Source organism: Alteromonas australica (assembly GCF_000730385.1).
GTDB classification, from domain to species: Bacteria; Pseudomonadota; Gammaproteobacteria; order Enterobacterales; family Alteromonadaceae; genus Alteromonas; species Alteromonas australica.
In genome coordinates this window covers 1902129-1928021 of the sequence record NZ_CP008849.1, presented here as the reverse complement: position 1 = coordinate 1928021, position 25893 = coordinate 1902129, and the positions used below count along the sequence as shown (strand labels likewise).

Sequence of the window (25893 nt, the reverse complement as noted above, 5' to 3'; positions counted from 1 at the left end):
GGCGCTAGCATTCACTCATTCACCCACGAAATTAAACATAGTGTTATTTAAAGCAATTAAATATCAATTTATGACAACATAAAGTCATGAGTAAATTTACTCATACAAAGTAACCACCTGAATTTATTACGCATTCTTAAAATCAGCTTGAATGTTATCAAATCATTCCTCCGCCATCCCTACTCTTATAGGCTAGTTCGTAGCAATAAAACATAGCTTGTTAAAACAGGCTCAAAACAATAAGACGATTAAAGGGAAACAACAATGAAGACATCATTGTCACTACTAACTGCAGGCATACTGTCTGCGTTTTCAGCGAACGCATCTGACCTTGTGATCAGCGGCGTTATCGATGGCCCATTGACTGGCGGTATACCAAAAGCTGTGGAGCTGTATGTTGTTAACGATATCGCCGATTTATCTGTATACGGAATTGGTACCGCCAACAATGGCGGCGGCACCGACGGCGTAGAATTTACCTTCCCGGCCGATAGCGCTTCAGCGGGTAGCTATATCTATGTCGCTTCGGAAATCGACGGTTTTACCACTTTTTTTGGTAGCGCCCCAGATTATGATTCAAGTGCAATGGGCATTAATGGTGACGATGCCATTGAACTGTTCCAAAATGATGCTGTTGTAGACACCTTTGGTGCTATCGATGTAGACGGTTCTGGTGAAACCTGGGAGTACACCGACGGCTGGGCATATCGTAAAGATGGTGAAACCGCAAACAGTGGAACATTTGATGCGGCTAACTGGACGTTCAGCGGCACAGACGCATTAGATGGTGAAGGCACCAATACAGCTGCCACCACCGCGTTCCCAGCTGGCACCTTTAGCACTGAAGGTGGTGGTGAAGTGGTGGTTGAGCCTGAAGTACCTACAGTGGAACTCGGTGAATGTAGCACTGATGCAACGCTAATTAGCGCTATTCAGGGAAGCGATGATGCTTCTGCTGAAGTAGGCAATAGCCATATTGTAGAAGCGGTGATTACAGGTTTCCGTGCAGACGGCTTCTTTATTCAGGAAGAAACTGTACAAAGCGATGATGATGCAACGACATCAGAAGGCCTATTTGTAGATGGTAGTACTGACATTGAAGCTGGTCATGTTATTCGTCTTTACGGTGAAGTGGGTGAAAACTACGGGCTAACAACCTTAACAATGGATGCTGATGTCACACCGGCTGACTGTGGTGCTTCAGACGACGTATTAACCACTGAATTGGCTATGCCTTATGACGTAGACCTTGAAACATTGGAAGGCATGCTTGTATCGGTTACCGATGCAACCGTGACGAGCCAGAACAATTTATGGCGTTACGGCGAGCTTGTCGTTAGTGATAGCATAAAGCGTCAGCCAAGTGATGTAGCAGCACCGTTAAGCGAAGCGTATGAAGACGCTGTGGAAGCTGCTGAAGCCAGCCTACTGACGATTGAAGATGACAACAGCAACTCATACCCAGACGATATCAGTTACTTCCCAACCTTTAGCTACGCAAACGCAATTCGCGTAGGTGATACGGTAACGGCTGCTGGTCCACTAAACTATAGCTTCGGCACTTACCGTATTAACCCAACTGACGTGATTACGGTGACTTCAGGCCGTGAAGCTAACCCGGTAGTTACCGAAGGCAACTTGTCTATTGCGACTTTCAACGTACTAAACTATTTCAATGGCGAAGTCACGGACAGTGGTGAAGTGACCTTTGATTACGACGCTAACCGCGGTGCAGAAGATGAAACTGAATTTGCATTACAAGAAGGTCGTATCGTTGAAGCCATCGTAGGCCTAAATGCTGATGTAGTTGGCCTTATGGAAATCGAGAACGATGGTTTCGGTGACGATAGTGCTATTCAAGCCTTGGTAACCGCCATTAACGCTGAGCTTGCAGAAGAAGAACAATATACGTTCGTTAGTACAGCTGATAGTTCAATAATTGGTACTGATGCAATTACCGTTGGTTTGCTTTACCGTGCCTCTGTCGTCGTGCCTGCCGGCGACGCACAAATTGTTGATATGCCTATTCAACAAATTGACGAAGACAGTGTTGCGCAAATGCGTGCGGCGCTTGTACAAACCTTTACCCATGTTGAAAGTGAAAAAACGTTTGCTGTAGCGGTTAACCACTTTAAATCTAAAGGTTCAGAGTGTGCTGAAGACTTAGCGGAAGACGTTTCAGATACAGACGTTATTCAAGGTAGCTGTAATGCGCTACGCGTGTCTGCTGCTATAACACTCGCTGAAGCTCTTGCTGATGAAAGCATGCCTGAGCGCGTGCTTATCTTAGGTGACCTCAACGCGTATAGTGCAGAAGATCCGGTTGCGCTATTAACCGATTACACACCTGAAGATCGTGGCTACACCATTAAGACAGCCATTAATACGGATATGGATGAAGGTGAGTCTGTTGAAGTAGAAACAAGCTATGGTTACCACAACCTTGCTGAAGAATTTGACGCTGACGGCTACTCATACTGGTACTACGGGACTGAACAAGTAGGTAGTTTAGATCATGTTCTTGCATCAGAAGCATTCTTAGCTGACGCCGTTGACGGTGCTCACTGGAATATCAACTCTCCAGAAGTGTATCAGTTAACCTACGATCAAGCGTTAACTTACTACCCTGATGAAGATGGTTATGCGTTTACTGATGTAGGGCCATACAAAAGCTCTGACCATGACCCATTCATTGCTACATTTAGCCTTGAAGCAGACGTGGAAGAAGTTGAAGAAGAAGATGATGACAATGATTCTGGCGGCTCTATGGGCGTGATATTAGCGTTTATGGCAGCAATGCTTGGCTTTCGTCGCCGTACTACTGCTAAGTAAGTACGTGAGACGTTAATAACAAAAAGGCCTGTCGCTTAACGCTACAGGCCTTTTTTACTGCCAAAATGTTAGTGAGACACGGTTATCCCTGCAACCTCAAAAAGCAGGGCGCTACGCGAGTTTTTTAATAACACCAGCCATGGTTTGTTCTTCTAGCGAGTCAGGGTCTAGCCCCAACTGCTTAATGTACTGGTCTCGCTTTTGGCATTGCGTTGGCGATAATGTAGTGGTCAACAGCACCTTAGCGGCACCTTTAGCGTTTTTAAGTTGGTCGTTGCTTAAGTTGTTTTGTAACTGCAACTGTACAATTACTTTCAGCAGGCTCAATGCAATTTGTTTATCTTTTGGTGATATGACTAACGCTTGGCGTAAATTATTATAGGCTGGAACTAAGCGGTTTTCTTTGTAGTTAGCCGTCGCCATACTCTTAAGTTCCTTAGTCGTAAACTTAATTTCTGCACGCTCAATAGACTCCTGCTTAAGATACTCATCTACCACCTGCGAAGAAAACGTATCGCCTTCAATTTGTTTACGTAACTTATCGAGTATATTCACGCACTGCTCTTTCATACCTAGTTCATGATACGCTTTCATCATATCTAGATTGTCTTCCATAGAAAGGTTATCAGGCATGGAAGGCAGTGAATTTATGACTTTCTCAGCTTCTTTTTTATTCCCTTTTAAGCACAGCAACCTGGTGTTTAGAACGTCGATGGGCACGTCCATCTGTGCTTGAACCCCTTTTTGCTTTTTGAGTTCTTCCAGTTCTATTTCCGCTTTTGCCAGGTGTTTATCGGCTTCGATGTCACCTAGGCTGGTTGCTAAATCTATGGTGGCACGAATCACATTGAATGAAAGCTGTGGCGAATCATGGATAGAGTTCTTAGCAAACTTTGCCATTTTCTGCACTGCCGATAATTGCCCCGCTTTATCATGATTTAGCCGCGCTAAATCCCATAATTTCTTATTCCGCTCTATATTTCTTGGCGCTAGTTTACTGGCTTCTTTCATCTGCTCGTAAGCAACGTCAAATTGCTCTTTTTCGATAAAATACTGCGCCAGCAGGTCGTAGGTAAGAAAGCGCGTATCCGCACGCTTGAGCAAATCATCAATAATAAGCTGTGCTTCTTCTAACTCGTCTTGACGAAGTAGTGCACGAGTAAGCCCAATGTGCACCCACGCATGATCCATGCTTTGCAGCAATTCTCTGTAGTAATTTTCAGCGGTTTCATAATCACGTAACTGCATAAGACACTGGCCAATTAAACGCTTTATCCGTGGATGATATTCCACTAAAGCGCTATCGCTTAATTGGCGCTCAGCATAGTACATGGCAGTTGCGTACTCACCTTTCTGCATGCAATATTGCATTTTGTGAAGCTTGTAACGTACTTGGAGTAAGTAATTAAGCCGGCTATCTATACGTTGACGTTGTAGTGGCTTCACCCAGAAATCGTCGGGTTGCAATTCTACAATACAGTTAACCAATTCCGGTGACGTCTCAGCACTTAAAAAGACCACGGTTGTGGTTTCAGTAATATAGTTAAGGTGTTTAAATTCTTCGAATAAATGAAAGCCATCTTTGTCGTGACTGACATTAAACGCAAGCAACACAAAATCGAACTGCGTTTTCTCGCACATGCGTTTAGCATGGTAGGCATTAAACGCACTGTGAACATGCTTAATGCCCATGTCGTGCAACGTTGAAGAAACAACATCATGAACTAACCCTTGGTTATCAATCACCAAAAAGCGAAGTTCTTCAACGGAAGGAGGTGGTGGAATCTTTTCCAGCATTTTTGTACCACTTATAACAGCTAATCCCTAGAACACATCACTGACAATCCATAAAAAAATTGGGGGGAACGGATAACATCAATAATGGTATAAGCCGACACGTGACCGGTTATTGGTTTACATTTTATTAATTGTGTTTTCTATTATACTTTCGACCTAACTTTCCGATATTAGCATTAGTCGATACGAAAATACCAATGAATCCTCATTCGGGTGGGTCAATATTGTCATTTATAGACGTATTCACGCTGAACCAGCCCGCCACTGAGTGGCGCGTTTTCTTTGCGGTTAACACCTCGTGGGGGAAAACATCACTTAAAAAAGTGACTATTGTGCCCCGCTTAGGGGCAACACGGGAAAGTGGCAAGCGTTGATTCGGTGAATAGATCACTAACTCTCCCCCATCATCTGAACACCAGTCATCATTGAGATACACAATAATGGATAGTTTACGGTTGCTTTGCCCTTTAAACGCATCTAGATGGCGCTTGTAAAACGTGCCCGGAGGATACGTGGCATAGTGGCTTTCAAAAGAAAAAAGCCCCATGAACAAAGTACGGTTAATGTGAACCCGCAAGGCTTCACACCACGCGAGCCATGTCGCCCCTTCTTCACTGGTACCTTCAATCCAACAGATGCTATCACCACGAATGGCGTGTTTCGTTTGGTAGTCTTGTGCTCGCCCAATTCCTGCTTTTTTAAATTGTCTAGCAGGTAATGCCTTCACGCCCTGGCATAGCGCATTTACAACAAAATCCGGGACACCATTTTCTCTTACGCTAATGCCATGCTCTACGAGGTCATCAACAATGTTGTCGAAAAGGGATTGGTCAAAAATATGGCCTATACCGCCATTATTTAAAGAAAAATTATCCATGCTACTGATGTCTACGTAACACTAAAGTTAACTAAGGTAGCGCGTTATACGCCTGTTTTCTGGCCTTGGCAATAGTTTGTGAAAGCGAATTTTGTAAGCACTAAAGTATCTTCGCCATTGGCACTTATAGTGCATTTATTTTGATAAGGAATCGTTAAGCAAGGGATAGGTCAGAAGGCCTAAATCATGACCTTTCCTCATGGTGTTCGCAATCCCTAACCGCTGCGACTAATTCGCCCTACTTTGGCAGCCTGTATCTAAGCAAAACCTATAGAACCCACTGATTTTTTTGGTATAAAAAGCACTAAAACCATGGTTATATACGTATTGCCTTTCATCACAACCATTGGATGATATTGTAATGAGTCAAGATCAAACTGTTATTGAAGAAACAGAACACCATTTAGCCCTAAGAAACTTACGCTTAGATGATTACAATGACATTAAAGCATTAATGGATACCGTGTACGCCAACGTGGGGGGAGCTTGGCCTTACACCAACTATAAAGCGCAAGTGACTACCTTCCCCGAAGGGCAAATTTGTATTGAGGACAAAGGCAAAGTCGTTGCTTTTGCCATTTCAGTTATCGTGGACTACGACCAGTTCGGTGATAAACACAGCTACGATGAAATTACAGGCGATGCGTATTTAACCACTCACGATCCTAACGGCGACGTACTCTACGGCGTAGAAGTCATTGTATGCCCTGAATACCGAGGATTACGGTTAGGTCGTCGTCTATATGAAGCGCGTAAAGAGCTTTGCCGTAATTTAAACCTTAAGTCAATCATGGCTGGCGGGCGAATTCCAAATTATAAAAACCATGCAAAAGAGTTGTCGCCATATGAATACATTGAGCAGGTAAAATCGAAGGATATTTACGACCCTATCTTAACGTTTCAGTTGTCAAACGGCTTTGAAGTTAAGCAGGTGATGAGTGCTTATTTGCCTGAAGACGAAGCCTCTAAGGGCTACGCCACCTTATTGCAGTGGCACAACATCTATTATGAGCCAGGGAACCCTTCTCTCATTGCCAGTCGAAAATCTAATGCTCGGATAGGCTGTATTCAATGGCAAATGCGCTACTTCAACAATGTTGAAGAGTTACTGCAACAGGTAGAGTACTTTGTTGATGCCCTGTCAGACTATTCTTGTGACGTAGCCTTGTTTCCCGAGTTTTTTAATGCCCCCTTAATGGGATTAAGCCCTTCTGATTCCTCTATAGATGCCATTTGGCACCTCGCCACATATACTGATGAATTGCTGACTGCGATGTCGCATTTGGCGGTGTCGTACAACATTACCATCATTGCTGGGTCTATGCCGGTGGTTGAAGAGGAAGAACTGTACAACGTGAGTTACATTTGTAAACGCGATGGCACAATAGAAAGCCAATACAAGTTGCATCCGACGCCGCATGAGAAAAAAGATTGGATCATGAAGGGTGGAAATAGTTTAAAAGTGTTTGATACCGATTTCGGTAAAATTGGGGTACTCATTTGCTACGATGTTGAGTTTCCAGAATTGGCGCGTATTTTATCTGAACAGGAAATGCAAATTTTGTTTGTGCCGTTTTGGACAGATACAAAGAATGGCTACCTACGAGTACGCCGCTGTGCGCAAGCCCGCGCCATTGAAAATGAATGCTACGTGGCCATCGCAGGAAGTGTGGGCAACCTACCTAAAGTGGATAACGTGGATATTCAATATGGCCAAACAGCGGTATTTTCGCCAAGTGACTTCGCGTTTCCTCACGATGCTATTGTATCTGAGACCACACCGAACACCGAAATGACACTGATTGTGGACTTGGATCTTGATAAGCTTACCAAACTCCAAAATGAGGGCTCGGTAAGAAACTACTTAGACCGCCGTCGTGATCTCTATCGTGTTGAATGGATTGGCGACGATTAACCCACTGTAGCGCCGCACAGTATTGGTATTGTGATGAAAATCAAGATAACATCATGCTGTGCGCACGTGAGTATTAAGCAAGCTTCAACGCTTCATAATTGATAAAAGAGAAACTGAGTTACTATGGCAGATAATTCGAAAAGTGATGATTTTCCCACCATTCGTTTGGATGATGAAGATCGTCGTGATTACCAGCAAAAGCGTCAACCTGTAAAGCAAAGACCGACGTCTTCTTCAAATCAACCAAAGCCGCCCTCAGCGCCCAAAGCGCCATCTTCAGGTGGAAACGGTTTGTGGATCTTTCTGGTAGCGCTTGTTGCCCTTGCCGGTATTGGCGGCTGCTACTATTTGTATACCTTGGTGGAAATGCAAAAAGTACAGGCTGAAAAAGCCGAAGAACGGATTGCGCAATTAGAAAACAAGCTATCCGCCACGGGTGAAGAAATTGGTGAGTCTACTGTGGCGCTGCAAGTTAAAGTGACCGAGCTTTCAAACAAATCTGCAGAACTGTGGGAGCAAATGGATAAGTTATGGGCCTCCGCATGGCGTCGTAATCAAAAAGAAATCGCTGACCTTGGGGATAGAGTCTCAAATGTGCAGAAAGGCATTAATGAAGACATTAGCAGTGTTGACGCGGATGTTAAATCTCAAGCCAGCCAGCTTGGCGCATTAAAAAATCAACTCGCTTCGCTAGCAGACGAATTACTCGCCTTAAATGTTCAACTTGAGCAGGCATCAAGTGACAAACAGGCCAATGAACGAACCATTAAAAACCTTAACGATAAAATCTCCGTGCTTGAAAAGCGAAACAATACACTATCAGGTCGCATAACAGGCTTAGAGAGTGAAATCAGAGAAATCGCTACAAAGGTGGTTTCAAGTGGCCGCAGCGCGAGTACGCCCTCCTCTTCATCGTCCTCAGTTACGCCCTAATCGCAACGTGAGTGCGACAACATGAAAATAAAGGGGCGATGAAAAGCCCTTTTATTTTAACTGAATAAACTTCGCCAAAAGTTGAATACTCTTACCCGTACATCTAGTGCGATACTGACGGATGTAAACCGCTAATAATAAGGGGAATATTGTCATGTTTAATCACGCTAGCGCCCATACAAATAGTGGCGAGCAACATCCTGTTCTTACCCGTAATAACGTCAAAGTTATTGGTAGTGGCCCTCAAGTTCTTATGCTAGCCCACGGGTTTGGTTGCGACCAAACCATGTGGCAATACCTGATTCCCTACCTAGAAAGCAGTGCAGAAACACGCTTTACCTTTGTTTTATTCGATTATGTGGGCTCTGGTCAGTCCGATGTTAATGGTTATCAAAAAAGTCGATATGAGACACTAGACGGCTATGCGCAAGATGTTTTGGATATCTGTGATGCACTGTCTCTTAGCGATATTACCTTTGTAGGGCATTCGGTAAGCAGTGTTATCGGAATGATTGCATCACTTCAGCAACCCGAGTATTTTAAACAACTGGTTATGGTATGCCCTTCACCCTGCTTTCTCAATCTTCCTCCTGACTATTATGGGGGGTTCGACAAAGCGGATTTGGAAGAATTAATCAATTTGATGGACAAAAATTACTTAGGCTGGGCAAGTTATCTTGCACCACTTGTGATGGGTGATGGCCATGACACAAACTTCAAAATTGAATTAGAAGAAAGCTTCTGCTCTACAGACCCGAAATTTGCCAAACCCTTTGCTAAGGCAACATTCTTTTCAGATTACCGCCAGTTGCTTCCTCGTATCGATAAACCCGTGCTCATTCTGCAAAGTCAGCAAGATGCTTTAGCCGCTGTGTCTATTGGCGAGTATATGCAAAGCGAAATTCCCAATGCCACGCTTCACGTCATTGATTCCCACGGTCACTGTTTACATATGACCAACCCTCGCGAGGTTGCCGCAAAAATTACCGCTCTGTTTATATGAAAGACGCTGATTTAGAGCGGTTTCCCTCGTTATTGTTTGTCACGAGACAAGACAGCAGTGAGATAGTCTTTTGCAATAACTATACGGTGGAAAAGATTGGTCGGCCATTAAATGCTATTGTGGGGAGTAAGTTATCATCCATTGTTACCCACGCCACAGAGGTATTCTTTGAAAGCTATATGCGGCCAATATTAGTGAGTACGCCCTTTTTCGAAGAAGCCTTAATCACATTGAAAACCCATGATAATCGCCGTATCCCTTGTGTCGCCAATATCGCGGTAAATGAGGGCATGCTTTACTGGAGCATACATTTTGCTGATAAGCGGGATAAGCTGTACCAAGAATTAATCGAAGCCCGGGACAATTTAGAGCGACAAGCAGAACAGCTTTCTCTTTTAGCGAGGGTAGATCCTCTAACCAACTTGCTAAACCGACGTGCCGCCAATAACGACATACAAATTCTGGTTACTCGGTTACAAAGGCAGTTTTGCCCCGTAGCCTTCTTACTGATTGATATAGACCATTTTAAACATATCAACGACACCTATGGCCATGACGCGGGGGATGACATTCTCGTAGCGCTAGCATCTATATTGAAAAACGCGACTCGCTGTTCCGATATTGTCGCTAGATGGGGGGGAGAAGAATTTCTTATCGTACTGTATAACTCTGATTTTCAAAGTACTTCGGATTACTGCCAGCGTCTTCATGAGAGTATCCACGCCCTTGAGCATAACGATAATCAAACACTGACTGTGAGTATTGGCGTAATGCAAATAAGGGAAGAGAACCAAGCCTTGCTTGAGCAGAAAGACACCTTAATCAAGCACGCCGACAACGCCCTTTATCGCGCAAAAGATGCAGGTAGAAATCAAACTTGCTTCGCTGAATTTAAGCAACACCAGCCGTCCCTCTCTTAAGCATTAGCCTGCTTTTACTGCCCGTGTGTTGTTTCGCATAGCCAAGCTATAACGCAACGACAGTGTAGGGCTATTGCCGAATACGTCACATTAAAAAAAAGATATAAAAAAAGCGCCTTAAAGGCGCTTTTTTCATGAAACCTCGTCTTATCGACGTAGGCCTAGACGCTTGATAAGGTCAAGATAACGCTCAGCGTTCTTGCCTTTAAGGTAATCTAGAAGCTTACGACGCTGGCTAACCATGCGTAGAAGACCACGACGTGAGTGGTGATCTTTCTTATGATCAGCAAAGTGACCTTGAAGCTTGTTGATGTTGTGAGTTAGCAAAGCAACTTGAACTTCAGGTGAGCCTGTGTCGCCTTCTTTTACGCCGTAGTCAGCAATAATTTTTGCGGTTTCTTCTTTAGTTAGTGACATGTCATTCTCCTAAGTTAAGTCCCGCCGATCACTAATTCAGCAGAACGGAATGAAGCGCGTATTATAATGACCTTTACCTACTTAGCAAGTGCAAGGCCGTTATTTCTTAACGAATTTGCCGTCGTTACGTCATCAATACAATTTGTGACCTAAAGAAAACAGTGAAGGCTAACCTTCGTCGCCATAAACCACGCGTCGTTTAGGGTTGACGTACAGCGCGTTTTTCGCCACGCCTTGGTCTTTAGGGTCTAATACCGCCTCCCCCACGCCCAAAAAAAGCCCTTGTGTATCTTCACCGTGATAAACACGGTAAGACTTCCCTTGAACAAGAGGGGTAACGGAAGTTCCTATGACACTTTGGCCGTTATCGAATCGAGCGCGTTCAGCATCGTTAATGAGGATATATGGCAACCGACTCACGGCCGTATCCATGGGAATTAGATAGGCATCAAGGGCTTCAAACTCTCCCTCAGATAACGCTTCTTGCGTCTCTATCAGTGTGTCTAATGACACCATTTTATCCGTAGGATAATCGGCCACTTCTGTACGATGTAATCGGGTGACATAGGCGCCACAGCCTAAGTTCTGCCCTAAGTCGTCAACGATGGAACGGATATAAGTCCCTTTACTACACTTAATACGCATATCGACATAAGGCAAGGCAAGGCGCGTGACCTCTAACTCATACACTTCTATATCTCTGGGTTCACGCTCGATAACAATACCTTGACGTGCATAGAAATACAGCGGCTTCCCCTGATGCTTTAGCGCAGAAAACATAGACGGGATTTGCTTACTCTTACCGAGAAAGGCCAAACACGCCGCGTTGACTTGCGCCTCATTCACCTCAACGGGCTTTTCTTCAACCACCTCACCGTCTGCGTCAGAGGTGGTGGTTCTTACCCCTAACTTAGCAGTGACTTCATAGGTTTTTTCAGCATCTAACAAAAACTGAGAAAATTTCGTAGCTTCACCTAAACAAAGCGGAAGCATACCGCTTGCCAATGGATCTAGTGCCCCGGTATGCCCAGCCTTTTGCGCTTTATACAACCATCGTACTTTCTGCAATAGTTGATTTGATGAACCACCGAGTGGCTTATCTAAAAGTACAATGCCATTAATACTGCGGCCTTTGCGTCTTCTCGCCATTTACTCCTGCTCTTCTGACTCGTCTGTATCGCGTTTAGACTCATCTTTAGCGATAGTCTGAGACACAAGGTTAGAAATACGCATACCCTCTATAATAGATTTGTCTTCAAAGAAATGAAGATCGGGCACTGAGCGCATACGGATACGCTTGGCTAAAATACTGCGAATAAATTTCTTATATTCGGCAAGTTGTTTAATCTGCGCTTTACCCTCTTCTTCTGTACTGTTGTAAATGGTGACGAAAATTTTAGCGTGCGCTAAATCTCTCGATACATCTACATCAGACACAGTAATCAGTGGCATTTCACCAACACGGTGCTTATATTCATTTTGTAGGATGCTGGCAACTTCTTTATGAACCTGTTGCGCTACCCTATCGGTACGTGAAAATTCACGGGCCATAATACACTCCTTTCCTACACCGGCATGCTAATCTGCAAGTTACGCAGACAAAAACGGGGGCATCGGCCCCCGCTTTACTATGCCGATATGTTTGGCAAATTAGATTTCTCTTTTGACTTCGACGACTTCGAAGACCTCAATTTGGTCTCCTACTTTTACGTCGTTATAGTTCTTAACGCCGATACCACATTCCATGCCATTACGGACATCTTGAACGTCGTCTTTAAAGCGACGTAGTGATTCTAGCTCACCTTCGTAGATAACCACGTTTTCACGCAGTACACGGATTGGGTTGCTGCGCTTAACCACGCCTTCAGTGACCATACAACCGGCGATAGCGCCCAGTTTAGGTGACTTAAATACGTCACGAACTTCTGCAAGACCTATGATTTCTTGCTTAAATTCTGGCGCAAGCATACCACTCATCGCCGCTTTTACTTCGTCTATCAGGCTGTAGATAACACTGTAGTAGCGTAAGTCAATTTCTTCAGCTTCTAGTACTCGACGGGCAGAAGCATCAGCACGAACGTTGAAGCCAAGCACGATGGCGCCAGAAGCCGCTGCAAGGGTGGCATCTGTTTCAGTGATACCGCCTACACCACTACCTACGATGTTCACTTTCACTTCATCAGTAGAAAGTTTGACTAACGACTCGGCAATAGCTTCAACGGAACCTTGTACATCAGCTTTAAGTACAATGTTCAATTCGCTCACGTCACCTGATTCCATGTTAGCAAACATGTTTTCAAGCTTCGCTTTTTGCTGACGCGCCAGTTTCAATTCACGCTTCTTCTGGTGGCGTTTAGCCGCAACTTCACGGGCTTTGCGTTCGTCTTTAACAACGGCCGCATCTTCACCGGCAACAGGAACACCTGAAAGGCCTAATACTTCTACAGGTGTAGAAGGACCCGCGACTTTCATTTCTTTGCCGTTTTCATCGCGCATAGCACGTACGCGGCCATATTCTTCGCCACACAATAGAATGTCGCCAGAACGTAGTTGACCTTCTTGAACAAGCACAGACGCCACTGGACCACGGCCTTTATCAAGGCGAGATTCAATCACGATGCCGCGGCCTGGACCATCAGCAACAGCTTGTAAATCAAGTAGTTCTGCTTGAAGTACAATGGCTTCAAGAAGCTCATCGACACCCATACCTGTTTTTGCAGATACGTTACAGAATTGATGCTCACCGCCCCACTCTTCAGAAATAACCTCTAACTGAGATAGTTCTGTTTTAACGCGGTCTGGGTCAGCAGTTTCTTTATCCATCTTGTTAACCGCAACAATAAGAGGTACGCCAGCTGCACGAGCATGTTGTACCGCTTCTTTTGTTTGCGGCATCACACCGTCGTCTGCAGCGACGACCAAGATAACAATATCTGTTGCCGTTGCGCCACGAGCACGCATTGCTGTAAATGCAGCGTGTCCAGGTGTGTCTAAGAAGGTAATTTCACCATTATCAGTTTCAACTTTATAAGCACCGATATGCTGGGTAATACCACCGGCTTCACCATCGGCAACTTTAGCGCGACGAATGTAGTCAAGAAGTGACGTTTTACCGTGGTCGACGTGACCCATGATAGTCACCACAGGTGCGCGACCTGCTTTTTCACCACCAGACCCTTCCGCTAATAATTCATCTTCTAGCGCGTTGTCATTGACCAGTTCAAATTTATGGCCCATTTCTTCAACAACAAGTACCGCGGTATCTTGGTCAAGAACCTGATTGATAGTGGCCATTTCGCCCATTTTCATCATGGTCTTGATAACTTCGTTAGACTTAATTGCCAACTTGCTGGCCAGTTCGCCAACAGTAATGGTTTCGCCTAACTTAACCACACGCTCTACAGGCTGTGCAGGCTTGTTAAAGCCTTGTTTAAGATGCTCACCCGCATGCTTTTTAGATTTACGACGGCGACGTGAAGAACGCTCCACTTGCATGTCTTGCTCGTCTTCTGCTTCTTGCGCATAACGGTTAGAGTGCAAGTGCACTTCTTCGGCTTCAGCTTTCTTACGACGCTCTTCTTCTTCTTTCCAGCGACGTTCGTTTTCTTCAGCAAGTTTGCGCGCTTCGTCAGCAGCCTTTTTCGCTTCTTCTTCTAGTTTCTTCTGCGCTTCTTCTTCTTGCGCTTTGCGAAGACGCTCTTCTTCCTGACGTGCTGCCTCTGCTTCCGCTTTTTCTGCTTCAGTGAGTTCAGGCTCGTCTTGTTTACGGGCTTCAGCTTCTTTCTTTGCTTGTTCTGCTCGGCGAGCACGTTCTTCATCCGCTGCTTTTTTCGCTGCTTCTGCTTGACGTGCTTTTTCTTCAGCGGCTTTCTTCGCTTCAGCAGCCGCTTTTTCTTCGGCTTCACGCTGTAAACGCTCTTCTTCAGCGCGTTTTGCTTCTTCTTCCGCTAGACGCTGTTGTTCTTCAACATCAGTACGCTTCACATAAGTACGCTTTTTACGTACTTCTACTTTCACTTCTTTCGACTTACCTACACTTAACGTGCTGGTTGTCTTACGTTGAAGTGTCATGCGCTTTGGTTCGGACGCGCTACCGTGTTGCTTACTTAAATGATCCAACAGTTTCTTTTTCTCATCTTCATTTACCTGATCGCCGGCATTCTTTGTAATACCCGCGTCTTTAAACTGGCCAACCAATCGGTCAACGGTCGTACCAATGTCGCTGGCGAGCTTTTCAATAGATACATCTGCCATTACGTATTTTTCCCCCTGTTGACCTTATTCTTCATTGAACCAAACGATATTACGTGCCGCCATAATTAGCTTGCCCGCTTTTTCTTCGTCGAGTTCATCAATATCACTTATCTCATCTGTGCCTTGCTCGGCCAGTTCTTCAAGGTCGGTAATGCCGCGGCTGGCCAACACATAGGCCACGTGTTTACTCATTCCTTCAAGGCCTAGTAAGGCTTCGGTAGGCTCTGCGCCTTCTAGCGATTCTTCTGTTGCTAATGCACGGGTTGTTAGGAAAGCACGTGCACGGTTACGCAATTCTTCAACGGTATCTTCATCTAAACCGTCAACAGCAAGAAGTTCGCTTGCTGGCACGTAAGCCACTTCTTCTAACGTGGTAAAACCTTCATCAACCAACACAGAGGCAAAATCTTCATCAATGTCTAACCCAGTGGTAAATAGGTTAAGCACTTTGGCATTTTCTTCTTCGTGTTTTTTGTTTAAGTCGTCCACTGTCATTACGTTTAGCTCCCAGCCGGTAAGCTGACTTGCTAAACGCACGTTTTGACCACTACGGCCAATAGCTTGTGCTAAATTATCGGCTTCCACAGCAACGTCCATGGTGTGACTGTCTTCATCAACCACGATAGAGGCAACTTCTGCCGGCGCCATGGCGTTAATCACAAACTGAGCTGCGTTTTCGTCCCAAAGCACGATATCAACACGCTCACCGCCAAGTTCACCGGATACCGCTTGCACACGTGAACCACGCATACCTACGCATGCACCCACAGGGTCTAAGCGTTTGTCGTTAGTTTTAACGGCAATTTTCGCTCTTGAACCTGGATCACGAGCCGCAGATTTAATTTCAAGCGTTTCTTCTGCAATCTCTGGGACTTCTAGGCGGAATAGTTCCACTAGCATGTCTGGATGCGTACGGCTAACAAAAAGTTGTGCACCACGCGCTTCTGGACGAATTACGTACAGTAAACCGCGTACGCGATCGCCTGGACGGAATGTTTCACGGGGTAACATGTCGTCGCGATAAATAACGCCTTCAGCATTGTTACCTAGGTCGATGATGATGTTGTCGCGGTTAACTTTCTTAACCGTACCAGTTACAAGTTCACCAACTTTATCTTCGTACTCAGCAATCATTTGCGCACGCTCAGCTTCACGTACTTTTTGCACGATAACTTGCTTCGCAGTCTGCGTAGTTATGCGGTCGAATTTAATAGATTCAATCTGTTCTTCCACATAATCGCCTAATTGAATATCAGGCTCATCAATTTGTGCTGCAGATATTGTAATTTCTGCAAACGGATTCTCTTGTTCTTGGTCGTCAGGAATAACCATCCAACGACGGAAGGTGTCAAAATCACCTGATGTTCTGTCGATACTTACACGAACTTCAATTTCGCCTTCGTTTTTCTTTTTGGTCGCACTGGCAATAGCAAATTCCAGCGCTTCAAAAATCTTTTCTCTAGGCACTTGTTTTTCATTTGAAACGGCTTCTGCCACTAACAAAATTTCTTTATTCATTTTCGCCTCACTAAAGCTTTCGTCGATGAAAGCATTGCTGTTCCATTAATCGAAAGTGGGAACAACGTTACCTTTTTCGATATTAGCCACAGCTAACTGGAACTGCTGGCCATCCACTTCGATACTGACTATGCCATTTTCGCATGCCAGCACTTTGCCCTTAAAATTACGTCTATCATCCATCGGCATTGATAATCGAACCTGAACGATTTCACCAATTGAATCAACATAATGCTTTTCTTTAAAAAGCGGTCTGTCCATACCAGGTGAAGACACTTCTAAGTTGTATTCGGTGCTAATTGGATCTTCAACATCCAAAATTGCGCTTACTTGATGACTAACATCTGCACAATCATCTACGGTAATACCGTTTTCATGATCAATAAAAACACGAAGAATCGAATGTTTCCCCGCTCGTACAAACTCGATGCCAACCAACTCAAAACCCAGTGCTTCAACACCCGGCTCTAGCATTTCGGTTAGTTTTTCTTCAAGTTTCGCCAATGCAAACCTCCAAAAACAAAAAAAGGGCTTACGCCCACCTGTCATCACCCAGTTCAGCGAGGCTGACTCCAGGTTTTAATACAACAAAAAGCCCCGGACTAGCGGGGCTTTTATTAAAATACTGAACCCATACCTGCCGCGCTGGCAGTTGCAAACTTATGGGTAAAAACACCGTTAGGCGATAGTTTGCTAAGAATGGAAGCGTTACTTTCCTTAACACTGAGGGAGCCCGCTACCATCGCGTAATGGGGGCATTATACTGATCGTAAGTACATTAAGCAACACGCACATCGGATTAGTCTTCATCAACCCACTTATTTTTAATCTCGAGGATGGCGTCTAAGTTTTGGTGCAGCAAGGTTATCAACGCAGGATCGAAGTGCTTGCCTTTCTGACTGTCCATAAAGTCTAAGGTTTTCTCTACACTCCATGCCTCCTTATAAGGGCGTTTACTTGTCAGCGCATCAAACACATCCGCCACCGCACAAATACGCCCCTCAATAGGAATATCTTCACCTTTAAGACCATTGGGGTAACCTGTCCCATCCCACTTTTCATGGTGAGTTAAAGACACGGACTTTGCCACTTTAAGTAAGTCTGAATCGCATTCGCCGAGTATTTCCGCGCCTATCTCTGGGTGCTTTTTCATTTCGGCAAATTCTTCATCAGTCAGTTTACCGGGTTTAAGCATAATGCTGTCGGCGATACCAATTTTACCGATGTCATGCATGGGCGCAGCATGAAGCAATATTTCGGCTTTCTCTTCATTGAAACCATAAGCCGTGGCTAGAATTTTTGAATAATGACTCATTCGCATCACGTGCATACCGGTTTCATTGTCTTTGTATTCTGCGGCGCGCCCTAACCGTTGCACAACTTGTAGCCTAGTGCGCATAAGCTCTTCAGACTGGACTAACGACAAATGGGTTTTCACACGAGCTTTAACCACAGACGGTGAGATTGGCTTCGTTATGTAATCTACCGCTCCTACCTCAAAGCCTTCAGCCTCATCGTGTTCATCGTTTAGCGCGGTGACAAAAATAATTGGGATATGCTGAGTTTCTTTGTTCGCTTTTAGGGTTTTACACACTTCATAGCCCGTGATACCAGGCATCATAATATCAAGAAGAATTAGGTTCGGCTGTCGTGCAGCCGCTAAGCGAATAGCTTCCTCGCCATTTTTAGCGAAAATAAGTTGATAATCTGAAGCTAACAGTTGCTTTAGCACACGAAGGTTTACTGGCTCATCATCGACTAATAAAAGCGTGGGTTCCGATAATTGTCGTAACATAGGGCGGGGCTAACTCTTGTCTATTAAATTAATCAACGCTTGAATTCTTACTTCTGCGTTTTCAAATTCGAACTCATCTATATCTAATAATATAGCGGACACTTCTTCTTTATACGAACCAACAGTCATAGCTGCAAGTGTACTAAGTTCTTCCTCATCAAGCATATTTTGCTTAACACTGTCACTTAGTTGTTTAAGATGACTGACCAACTCATTGGTATTAATCTGTGCATTCGTATCTTGTGTTTTGTCAGCTTCTTGAGTGACCACCCAGGCTTTTAAATCCGCGAAAGCATGACGTAAGGGTTCCACTAAGCCGATATCGAGTTCTTTTGATTTCGCGCTTTGCTCAATATCTCGGCATATGGAAAACAAGGTGGTCATGCTTAAGTTACCGGCCACCCCTTTCATGCCATGGGCTAGCATAGAGGTATCATCCACGTTTCCTTCTATGATGGCGGTGATAATGGCTTTTATTTTCTCTTCGCTTGAGGTTATAAACCGATTTACCTCTCGCAGATAAATATCTTTATCTGTCCACAATTGTAGCGCTTTATCCATGTCGACGACCTTCACGGTGGAGCGTGAGGTTTTCTTTGGCTTCTGAGCGGGGGCTTCAATAGGGCTAGCAGCCAACTCATTTTCTTTTAGCCCCATAACCCGCGCAATTTCTCTGGTAAGCACAGGATAATCAATAGGCTTATTTGCAAAACCTTCCATTCCCGCCTCTGTAGCAGCATGGCGGTCTTGCACCAATACGCTGGCAGTAAGGGCGACAATAGGTAAGGGAGAAAGCTTATTATCCCTTTCGTACTCCCGTCTACGTTTGGCCGCCTCTAACCCGTCGAGAATGGGCATTTGTAAATCCATTAGTACAATATCAATGCTGTCGTCTTGCATTTTAGACAAGGCTTCTTGCCCATCTCTGGCTATAGTTACCTGGTGGCCTGATCGGGTTAAGAGCAGAGACAGTAAATCAATATTTTGTGCAATATCGTCCACAATAAGCATATGCATAGCGGGCAACGGTAGTGGTTTCCCTTCTACTTCTGCTTTCGGCGCAGTGGCGGGAGTTAACGGCAATCTAAAGGTGAATTTACTGCCCTCACCTAATTCACTCTCAGCGCAAATAGTGCCGCCCATCAGTTCAACCAATTGCTTTGAAATAGTGGTACCTAAGCCGGTGCCGCCATACTTTCTACTCATGGAAGCATCGGCCTGTGAGAAGGCTTCAAACACACGTTGGACTTGCTCCTTGGACATGCCAATTCCTGAGTCCTTAACACTAAAATAGACAAACTCCGTATCCGTCTTAACGTTTAATTCCACCGCCCCTTTAGCCGTAAACTTCACTGCGTTTCCGATAAGGTTGTTCAATACCTGGCGTAATCGCTCTGGCACGCCCGAGTAAGCTTCGCTGACGTCATCATCTACCGTCACTTGTAATGAGATGTTTTTACGCTTTGCCTCAAGCCAGAATGTAGACACCACCGTATCCACTTCTTCCCTTAGCACAAAATCACGGTATTCAAGTTCAAGCTTACCTTTGTCTAGCTTGGCGCTGTCTAAAATGTCGTTGAGTAGATGCAACAGGGAGCGTGCAGAGCGATTAATGGTCGTTAAATGCCCGTGCTGCTCCACCGGCATATCCTCCGCTAACATTAAATCGCTAAAGCCAATGATAGCATTCATGGGAGTACGAATTTCATGGCTCATATTCGCTAAGAAGGTGGTGCGGGCCGCGGCCGCTTGTTCTGCATTTTCTTTGGCTACCCGAAGTTCTTCTTCCATTTCTTTTCGGGCCGTAATATCTGAGATAAAACCGTCTATATGCAGAACCTTACCCTGCTCATCTTTCACGTGAACGCCATGCTCAATGACCCACCTTACATCACCCTGTTTAGTAATAATTCGGTATTCTAAGCTGAACTCGCCGTCTTCTTCGTTGCCACCAGCAACCTTATCAAGATCATCAGGATGATAGAGCTCGTTAAAAGACATCATTGGTGAGGGCAACAAGAAATCCTGTGCGCTGTATCCGGTTATATCGGCAACAGCATCGCTAATAAATAGCATGGGCCAACCGTTTTCATTTAAGCACCGATAGGCAATACCCGGAATATTCGAAATAAAACTGCGAAACTTTGTCTCACTTTCTCGTAAGGCATTTTCTATTTCTTTGCGTTTGCGCAAATCTGACAGGAAGCCAACAAAAATCGCTTTATTATCAATTTTCGTGTAACCAATCCCTATTTGAACCGGAATGTGTTCACCGCTTTTATGAACCACTTTTGCTTCTCTACTGGTGCCAATAATTTGCTGCATTGGCACACTTCTTTGTGCAAAAAAGTCGTCATTATAAATATGCTTGCGATCTTCAGGAATAAGCAGTTCGGCGGGGCGACCTATGAGTTCTTCCGGTGTGTAACCTAATAAACTCTCAACCGCTGGATTAGCAGTTTGCACGAGGCCTTTGTCATTCAGGGTAAGAATGGCATCAACTGCGGTATCTGTTATTGCTCGCTGCACTCTCTCACTTGCAATGGCCCGTAAAGTGACATCTTTATATTTAAACAATAACGTTAAACCAAGCACAATCGCGATTAAGGTAACAGTCACCATGGCTACAGAGAGAGCCAAATAAACCGATATACTCGCGCTCTGCGTGCTTAGCTCCATCCCCGGAGGTAGAACAAACCGCGCGGCTGCCATACCAGTATAGTGCATACCTGCAATGGCTAACCCCATTACCACAGAGGCTAACAATACACCTGAAAAATTGCGGCTATTGTTCTTGTTTTTACTTACTCCGAACTTTATGGCTAAAGAGATCATTGCCAAAATAACAGCAACCACAATGGACAGGGCAAATAAACCAAGGTCGTACCTTAATAAAGGTGCAAGTTCCATCGCCGCCATGCCACTGTAATGCATGGTACCGATACCAGCACCGACCAATACGCCACCATAAAGAATTTGTAAAAAGGTAATATGCGATTGAGTTAATAAGCGCAGCGCCACCCATGCTGCAGCAATAGCAGGGATCGCAGAGAGAGAGGTAATGGTGACATCGTAGTTCACCGGCGTACAAAGCTCGAACGCCAGCATGCCAAGAAAGTGCATGGCCCAAATGCCGCCGCCTAAAGCAATACTCCCAGCGCACAACAGCGAATATCGTCGAATGCGATCTGTGGTTTCAGAGGCTTGGGTGGCGACATTAAACGCCATGAAAGCAGCAAAAATAGCAACGAACAAGGACAGCCCTACTAAGGCGTAATCGTAATGCCCGCTTAAGAGTGTAACTTCAGGCCCAACATCAAAATAGTTAAATATCATAGCAATTATTTTTGTTACTTCTTTTTTAGGGACACGCTGTTAACTCTGAATTTTGCTTCCACTAAGTGGTTTGTTGACGAAGCAAATAGCAGGCACCGCATTATTCTTTAGTATAATAAAACAGACTTTTACCATGTAATAAATGATTATTCAAAGTGCGAGAAGAAAAAAGTATAGACAACGAGTCAAACTCGGTACGCATCATTTGATAAAAATAGGACTTACTTTATAACGAGATACTGGCATGAAAGCCACTGAAGACAAGCTGTCACGTAGAGATAACATGCAGCAAAAAAGTCATAAAATAAAAAGAAAGAGAGACAAAAAAGCCCCGGCAAATGCCAGGGCTTAAATGTGGTTGCGGGAGCAGGATTTGAACCTACGACCTTCGGGTTATGAGCCCGACGAGCTACCAGACTGCTCCATCCCGCGTCTGTACTTTTACTTACTTGACCTGCTATTATCTATTAGGCAACTAAGTAGATATATCGTTCATTTTCTGTGGTTGCGGGAGCAGGATTTGAACCTACGACCTTCGGGTTATGAGCCCGACGAGCTACCAGACTGCTCCATCCCGCGCCAGAAAATTCGTTGTTGGTGTCAGCGTTTCTTGCTGCCTCCCTTCAACGTGGTGCGTATTATACATAGGGACTTTACTAACACAAGAGCCACAAGAGGAAATATTTCATTTTTCTGACTGTATGCGCAATTAATCAGCATTATGTGCAGTGAACGTACGATTCAGCGCGGTTTTGTTCGCCATCCCCGACATTAATCACATAACTTTTCCATTTTATCTGCAAGTTTAAAGTCTAAATCGCTAAGCCCATTAAGGTCGTGTGTTGATAATTTAACCTCTACACGGTTATAAACGTTAAACCATTCGGGGTGGTGATTAAGCTTTTCTGCCCAAATAGCAATTTGAGACATCCAACCAAATGCACGAATAAAACTTTTAAAGGTAAAGGTTTTTACAATGGCATTGTTTTCAAGTTGCCAAGTTTGACCTTCCTCCAACGTGTTATTTAATGTCGATAACGCGTGTTGAACTTCTGATGAGGTTAATTTGTTCGCCATGGGTGATTCCTTCAATCTCCGTTTTAAGCCAATAAACACTGTAAACCAGCCTTAGGTAAAATTCAGTAGACGAGAAAAAGATTCGACTTCCTTGCTTGGGGCGAATTGTTTACAAAAAAAATACCGGCACAGGGTGCCGGTATCTATACTTTCTGTGTTAGGTATCTTGCTTGTTATGATTAAAACTCTATTGCAAGGCGCGCATATATTTGACGACCTCTAGGATCATGAACTTTGGAGTCGAAACCACTGTTGGTAAACAATTGTGGAGGATCTTCGTCAAACAGGTTGATTCCACCTAGCGACAACACGTAACTTTGCGAGGTTTCAAATAACGCCCCTAAGTCTATATTGTACTGCGCGTCTACCGTGACATGACTGTCAATTTCATAAAAGCCGTCGGCACACCCCGTTAAGTTAGCGGTGCCATCTGAACAATTTTGGTCATCATCGTAAGACGAGATATAGCGTACAAATAGGTTCGCGGCATGAATGTCATGCTGCCATGCTAAACCTAGGTTCATACGCAACTCTGGAGAAGAAACACCTATATTGTTGAAGTTACGTCTACCCGCGCCATCAATATTACCGGCTTGGGGATCCTTTAGGTCGTACTTAGTAATATAGGTAGCGTTCAGTGAGGGCGTAAAACTCCCCGCCTCCGTTTCCAGTTTATAGCTGGCAACAAAGTCCAGACCAGACGTTTCTAGCTCGCTTGCATTAACATAGGTGTTGTTAATTTGAAGCAATGGCCCGGTGAGTGGGTCGCCAGCGCGGACAATTCGGTCAGGGTCAGTAGGATCGGCATTTAATACCGCCTGTGCGTTTTCCTGAATAATTAGGTCTTCAAATGCGAAGTTCCAATAATCCAATTCCAGTGATAAATCTCTAAATGGTTCAAACGAAACCCCAAGGTTGTACGCTGTCGACTCTTCTGGTTTCAGCTCTTCGTTACCCGAGGTTCGCACGGCAACAAAAGCCACGGCACCTTGCACGGGGTCGAGTATCTGCTGCAAAGACGTTGCTCCACCTTGTGCTAAAAACACCGTAGGCGCTCTGAACGAGGTAGAAATGGAGCCTCTAAACGACAAGGTGTCATTGGCGCGGTATGAAACTGCAAGTTTTGGATCTACCGTGCTACCTATATTACCGCCGTAATCCTCATACCTTAACGCCACTTGTACATCTAAATCATCAGTTAGCGGCAGCGCTAATTCACCGAATGCGGCCCACACGTCCTGACTACCGTCGATATCTGGGTTACCAATGACGAAGGTAAAACTGTCTTGATTCGATAGCTCATCGTAATCCTGCGATAGTTGATTCTCTCGATATTGCACCCCTAATGCTAGGGCTGCATAACCACCACCAACTTCAAATACATCAAATGATGTGAAGGCCTCTATGACCTCAAGATCAGCCTTAGAGTCGATGACTTGCTTGCCGGTGAATGAATCAACCACATAGTCGGAGTTAGGCGAAGACGTATAAGAAGTGGCAAACGGATTATAAAACTCACAATTTCCTTCCCCTGGCGTTCCTGCCACGGGATCACAGTTCGAGCCGCCTAAACCGTATAGTGCCAATTGGAATTCAGTATTAAGCACATCTGGCACACTGAAAACAAAGTCATTTACCGCTCGGGTATAGCTTATTTCCCAAAACCCACTGTCTGTCACCCCCTGTAGGTTGGTACTAAATCTAAACGTATCTGATTCTGTGTTGGCTGGGTCACCTTCAAAACCATTACCTTCCGCGCGACCAAAAAACGCGACAGGCTGTCCAAAGGGATTTTGCGGGTGATAATCAGGCACAATTGGCGAGGTTAAAATAGGGAAACTTGGCGCACCGCCCCGTTGAGCCCGATTTCTTGCCATACCGAATTCTGCTGTCCACGTAATGTCATTTTCAAATTCATAATTGGCACTAACATAAGTATTTACGCGACTTTCATCTGCCACATAGGAATAGAACTTACCAAAGTCAAAGCCACAGAATCCAATATCAAGACCCGGTATTGTGCCGCTAGGTGCCAACAAATTAGGTGAACCGCCGTACTCTTCACAGCCATAGGGATCAATGATGGGTAGCGCACCCATGCCAGGAATATTGAGAAAATAAGACGCGGGATTACCTAGTGAACTAGTATCATCTTCTGGGCGACTCAAGCGTCTATCGCTAAGAAATAGCGGTGAACGATTAGTGTAACTAATGGCGGCCATCACATTACCATTGTCGCCAGATGCCCCCCACAGCCCTTGAAGTATATATTCTTTATTGTTGCCATGCGCACCATCTTGATAGTCCGCACTCACCATAACGCCGTCATAATTTCGCTTGGTTATGAAGTTAACAACGCCGGCGACCGCATCGGAACCGTATAGCGCAGAAGCACCGTCTTTTACGACTTCCATTCTATCAATAGCAATCATGGGGACCAGCGAGCTGGTATCAACAAAGTTTAACCCTTCGTTCGTTGGTTGAGCATTAACTACCTGACGCTTGTTATTGAGTAATATGAGGGTAGACGCTACGCCTAAGCCCCGTAGGTTAATATTTGAGGTGCCCGCCGTTGCATTTTGCGTAAACGCATCAGGGTTATTCTCTGCTCCGGTATTAATGGTTAAGGTTTGAGTAATATCGGCAATGTTTTTTGCACCAATTGCATCAATCGCTACACTGTCGACAACGGCCAATGGAGAGGGTGATTCAAAGTTCTCACTGCGACGAACAAAACTCCCTGTCACTAAAATAAGTTCAACGTCTTTTGCTTCTTTTTTTTCGCTGTCCTGTGACTCTTGCGCTAAAGCGCTTAAAGGTGAGCACAGCAATGCAGCGCTAACAAGTGCAGCTACCGCAGTTTTACGCGTTTTTAAATTCATAGTGTGATTCCAAATCTGAGCGCATTACTAGCGGCTTAACCCACACATTCCGTTAGCAACAAGCTGATCGATTTCTCATTGTTATGGTGTAAGGCCATGAATAAAATTTGACCTACCTGATGAATGGTATGCCTGCCAACTCATTTTGTAAATTTATTGTGAATAATATGTTTACATTAATTTTACACATGGTCTGACCACATAGACTAAAGTCTAATCAGCATCTTGGGCGGTTCCCAAGGGAATGCGCCAAAGCTTAGACGCATCGGTGTGAATAAATCCTACCCAGTAAATTTTTCGATACTCAGGTAGATATTTCTTACTCTTGATTTGAGAG

17 protein-coding genes and 2 tRNA genes are annotated in these 25893 nt (G+C 44.6%); 5 read left to right on the top strand and 14 right to left on the bottom strand.

Annotation, left to right across the window (positions count from 1 at the left end; genetic code table 11):
* Positions 1-264: 264 nt before the first annotated feature.
* A complete protein-coding gene (locus EP13_RS08520; RefSeq protein WP_044056917.1) occupies positions 265-2832 on the top strand; it encodes an ExeM/NucH family extracellular endonuclease in 2568 nt (855 codons plus the stop codon).
* Positions 2833-2943: 111 nt separating this feature from the next.
* Here the strand turns inward: EP13_RS08520 and EP13_RS08515 are convergent, their stop codons facing one another.
* Together EP13_RS08515 and EP13_RS08510 are read right to left on the bottom strand one after the other, a co-directional pair.
* Positions 2944-4629, bottom strand: coding sequence for a response regulator (locus tag EP13_RS08515; protein ID WP_044056916.1), 1686 nt, complete (start codon positions 4627-4629; stop codon positions 2944-2946).
* Between the two features lie 205 nt (positions 4630-4834).
* Positions 4835-5506: a 2OG-Fe(II) oxygenase gene (locus tag EP13_RS08510; protein WP_044056915.1), complete on the bottom strand. Its 672-nt coding sequence runs from the start codon at positions 5504-5506 to the stop codon at positions 4835-4837.
* 361 nt (positions 5507-5867) lie between these two features.
* On the opposite strand from EP13_RS08510, the gene EP13_RS08505 reads away from it, so the two are divergent.
* The 4 genes from EP13_RS08505 to EP13_RS08490 all read left to right on the top strand — a co-directional run bounded on the left by EP13_RS08505 (position 5868) and on the right by EP13_RS08490 (position 10277).
* Complete coding sequence (locus EP13_RS08505) at positions 5868-7421, top strand: carbon-nitrogen hydrolase family protein (RefSeq protein ID WP_044056914.1); 1554 nt, start codon at positions 5868-5870, stop codon at positions 7419-7421.
* Between the two features lie 123 nt (positions 7422-7544).
* Positions 7545-8354 carry a coiled-coil domain-containing protein gene (locus EP13_RS08500; protein ID WP_044056913.1) on the top strand — a complete coding sequence of 270 codons (810 nt, stop codon included), beginning with the start codon at positions 7545-7547 and terminating at the stop codon, positions 8352-8354.
* Between the two features lie 154 nt (positions 8355-8508).
* A complete protein-coding gene (locus tag EP13_RS08495; RefSeq protein WP_044447141.1) occupies positions 8509-9357 on the top strand; it encodes an alpha/beta fold hydrolase in 849 nt (282 codons plus the stop codon).
* Positions 9354-10277, top strand: a complete 924-nt coding sequence (locus EP13_RS08490) for a GGDEF domain-containing protein (protein ID WP_052364335.1) — start codon at positions 9354-9356, stop codon at positions 10275-10277. Before EP13_RS08495 ends, EP13_RS08490 begins: the two co-directional genes overlap by 4 nt.
* A 147-nt stretch (positions 10278-10424) precedes the next feature.
* On the opposite strand, the gene rpsO is transcribed toward EP13_RS08490, so the two are convergent.
* The 12 genes from rpsO to EP13_RS08430 form a co-directional block, all read right to left on the bottom strand.
* Positions 10425-10694 (bottom strand): 30S ribosomal protein S15, encoded by a 270-nt coding sequence (rpsO, locus tag EP13_RS08485; RefSeq protein WP_044056912.1) that lies wholly within the window; start codon positions 10692-10694, stop codon positions 10425-10427.
* Between the two features lie 168 nt (positions 10695-10862).
* Positions 10863-11843: a tRNA pseudouridine(55) synthase TruB gene (gene truB, locus EP13_RS08480; protein WP_044056911.1), complete on the bottom strand. Its 981-nt coding sequence runs from the start codon at positions 11841-11843 to the stop codon at positions 10863-10865.
* Positions 11844-12245 (bottom strand): 30S ribosome-binding factor RbfA, encoded by a 402-nt coding sequence (gene rbfA / locus EP13_RS08475; RefSeq protein ID WP_044056910.1) that lies wholly within the window; start codon positions 12243-12245, stop codon positions 11844-11846.
* A 99-nt stretch (positions 12246-12344) separates the two neighbouring features.
* Positions 12345-14948: a translation initiation factor IF-2 gene (infB, locus tag EP13_RS08470; RefSeq protein WP_044056909.1), complete on the bottom strand. Its 2604-nt coding sequence runs from the start codon at positions 14946-14948 to the stop codon at positions 12345-12347.
* Positions 14949-14972: 24 nt separating this feature from the next.
* Positions 14973-16466, bottom strand: coding sequence for a transcription termination factor NusA (gene nusA / locus EP13_RS08465; protein ID WP_044056908.1), 1494 nt, complete (start codon positions 16464-16466; stop codon positions 14973-14975).
* A 45-nt stretch (positions 16467-16511) separates the two neighbouring features.
* Complete coding sequence (gene rimP / locus EP13_RS08460; protein ID WP_044058850.1) at positions 16512-16970, bottom strand: ribosome maturation factor RimP; 459 nt, start codon at positions 16968-16970, stop codon at positions 16512-16514.
* A 295-nt stretch (positions 16971-17265) separates the two neighbouring features.
* Complete coding sequence (locus EP13_RS08455) at positions 17266-18261, bottom strand: response regulator (protein ID WP_044056907.1); 996 nt, start codon at positions 18259-18261, stop codon at positions 17266-17268.
* A 9-nt stretch (positions 18262-18270) separates the two neighbouring features.
* Positions 18271-21597, bottom strand: coding sequence for an MHYT domain-containing protein (locus tag EP13_RS08450; protein ID WP_044056906.1), 3327 nt, complete (start codon positions 21595-21597; stop codon positions 18271-18273).
* Positions 21598-21952: 355 nt separating this feature from the next.
* A tRNA-Met gene (locus EP13_RS08445) sits at positions 21953-22029 on the bottom strand.
* Between the two features lie 70 nt (positions 22030-22099).
* Positions 22100-22176: transfer RNA gene (locus EP13_RS08440), tRNA-Met, on the bottom strand.
* Between the two features lie 192 nt (positions 22177-22368).
* Complete coding sequence (locus EP13_RS08435) at positions 22369-22674, bottom strand: 4a-hydroxytetrahydrobiopterin dehydratase (protein ID WP_044056905.1); 306 nt, start codon at positions 22672-22674, stop codon at positions 22369-22371.
* Positions 22675-22853: 179 nt separating this feature from the next.
* On the bottom strand, positions 22854-25556 hold the full coding sequence (locus EP13_RS08430) for a TonB-dependent receptor (protein ID WP_044056904.1): 2703 nt from the start codon (positions 25554-25556) through the stop codon (positions 22854-22856).
* Positions 25557-25893 lie beyond the last annotated feature (337 nt).

Excerpts from the sequence above, each read along its gene's own strand:
- EP13_RS08430 (WP_044056904.1), bottom strand. The coding sequence starts at position 25,556 with ATGAATTTAAAAACGCGTAAAACTGCGGTAGCTGCACTTGTTAGCGCT.
- rbfA (WP_044056910.1), bottom strand. The coding sequence starts at position 12,245 with ATGGCCCGTGAATTTTCACGTACCGATAGGGTAGCGCAACAGGTTCAT.
- EP13_RS08520 (WP_044056917.1), top strand. The coding sequence starts at position 265 with ATGAAGACATCATTGTCACTACTAACTGCAGGCATACTGTCTGCGTTT.
- EP13_RS08490 (WP_052364335.1), top strand. The coding sequence starts at position 9,354 with ATGAAAGACGCTGATTTAGAGCGGTTTCCCTCGTTATTGTTTGTCACG.
- rpsO (WP_044056912.1), bottom strand. The coding sequence starts at position 10,694 with ATGTCACTAACTAAAGAAGAAACCGCAAAAATTATTGCTGACTACGGC.
- EP13_RS08495 (WP_044447141.1), top strand. The coding sequence starts at position 8,509 with ATGTTTAATCACGCTAGCGCCCATACAAATAGTGGCGAGCAACATCCT.
- EP13_RS08510 (WP_044056915.1), bottom strand. The coding sequence starts at position 5,506 with ATGGATAATTTTTCTTTAAATAATGGCGGTATAGGCCATATTTTTGAC.
- EP13_RS08500 (WP_044056913.1), top strand. The coding sequence starts at position 7,545 with ATGGCAGATAATTCGAAAAGTGATGATTTTCCCACCATTCGTTTGGAT.
- EP13_RS08435 (WP_044056905.1), bottom strand. The coding sequence starts at position 22,674 with ATGGCGAACAAATTAACCTCATCAGAAGTTCAACACGCGTTATCGACA.
- EP13_RS08455 (WP_044056907.1), bottom strand. The coding sequence starts at position 18,261 with ATGTTACGACAATTATCGGAACCCACGCTTTTATTAGTCGATGATGAG.
- EP13_RS08450 (WP_044056906.1), bottom strand. The coding sequence starts at position 21,597 with ATGATATTTAACTATTTTGATGTTGGGCCTGAAGTTACACTCTTAAGC.
- truB (WP_044056911.1), bottom strand. The coding sequence starts at position 11,843 with ATGGCGAGAAGACGCAAAGGCCGCAGTATTAATGGCATTGTACTTTTA.
- EP13_RS08505 (WP_044056914.1), top strand. The coding sequence starts at position 5,868 with ATGAGTCAAGATCAAACTGTTATTGAAGAAACAGAACACCATTTAGCC.
- nusA (WP_044056908.1), bottom strand. The coding sequence starts at position 16,466 with ATGAATAAAGAAATTTTGTTAGTGGCAGAAGCCGTTTCAAATGAAAAA.
- EP13_RS08515 (WP_044056916.1), bottom strand. The coding sequence starts at position 4,629 with ATGCTGGAAAAGATTCCACCACCTCCTTCCGTTGAAGAACTTCGCTTT.
- infB (WP_044056909.1), bottom strand. The coding sequence starts at position 14,948 with ATGGCAGATGTATCTATTGAAAAGCTCGCCAGCGACATTGGTACGACC.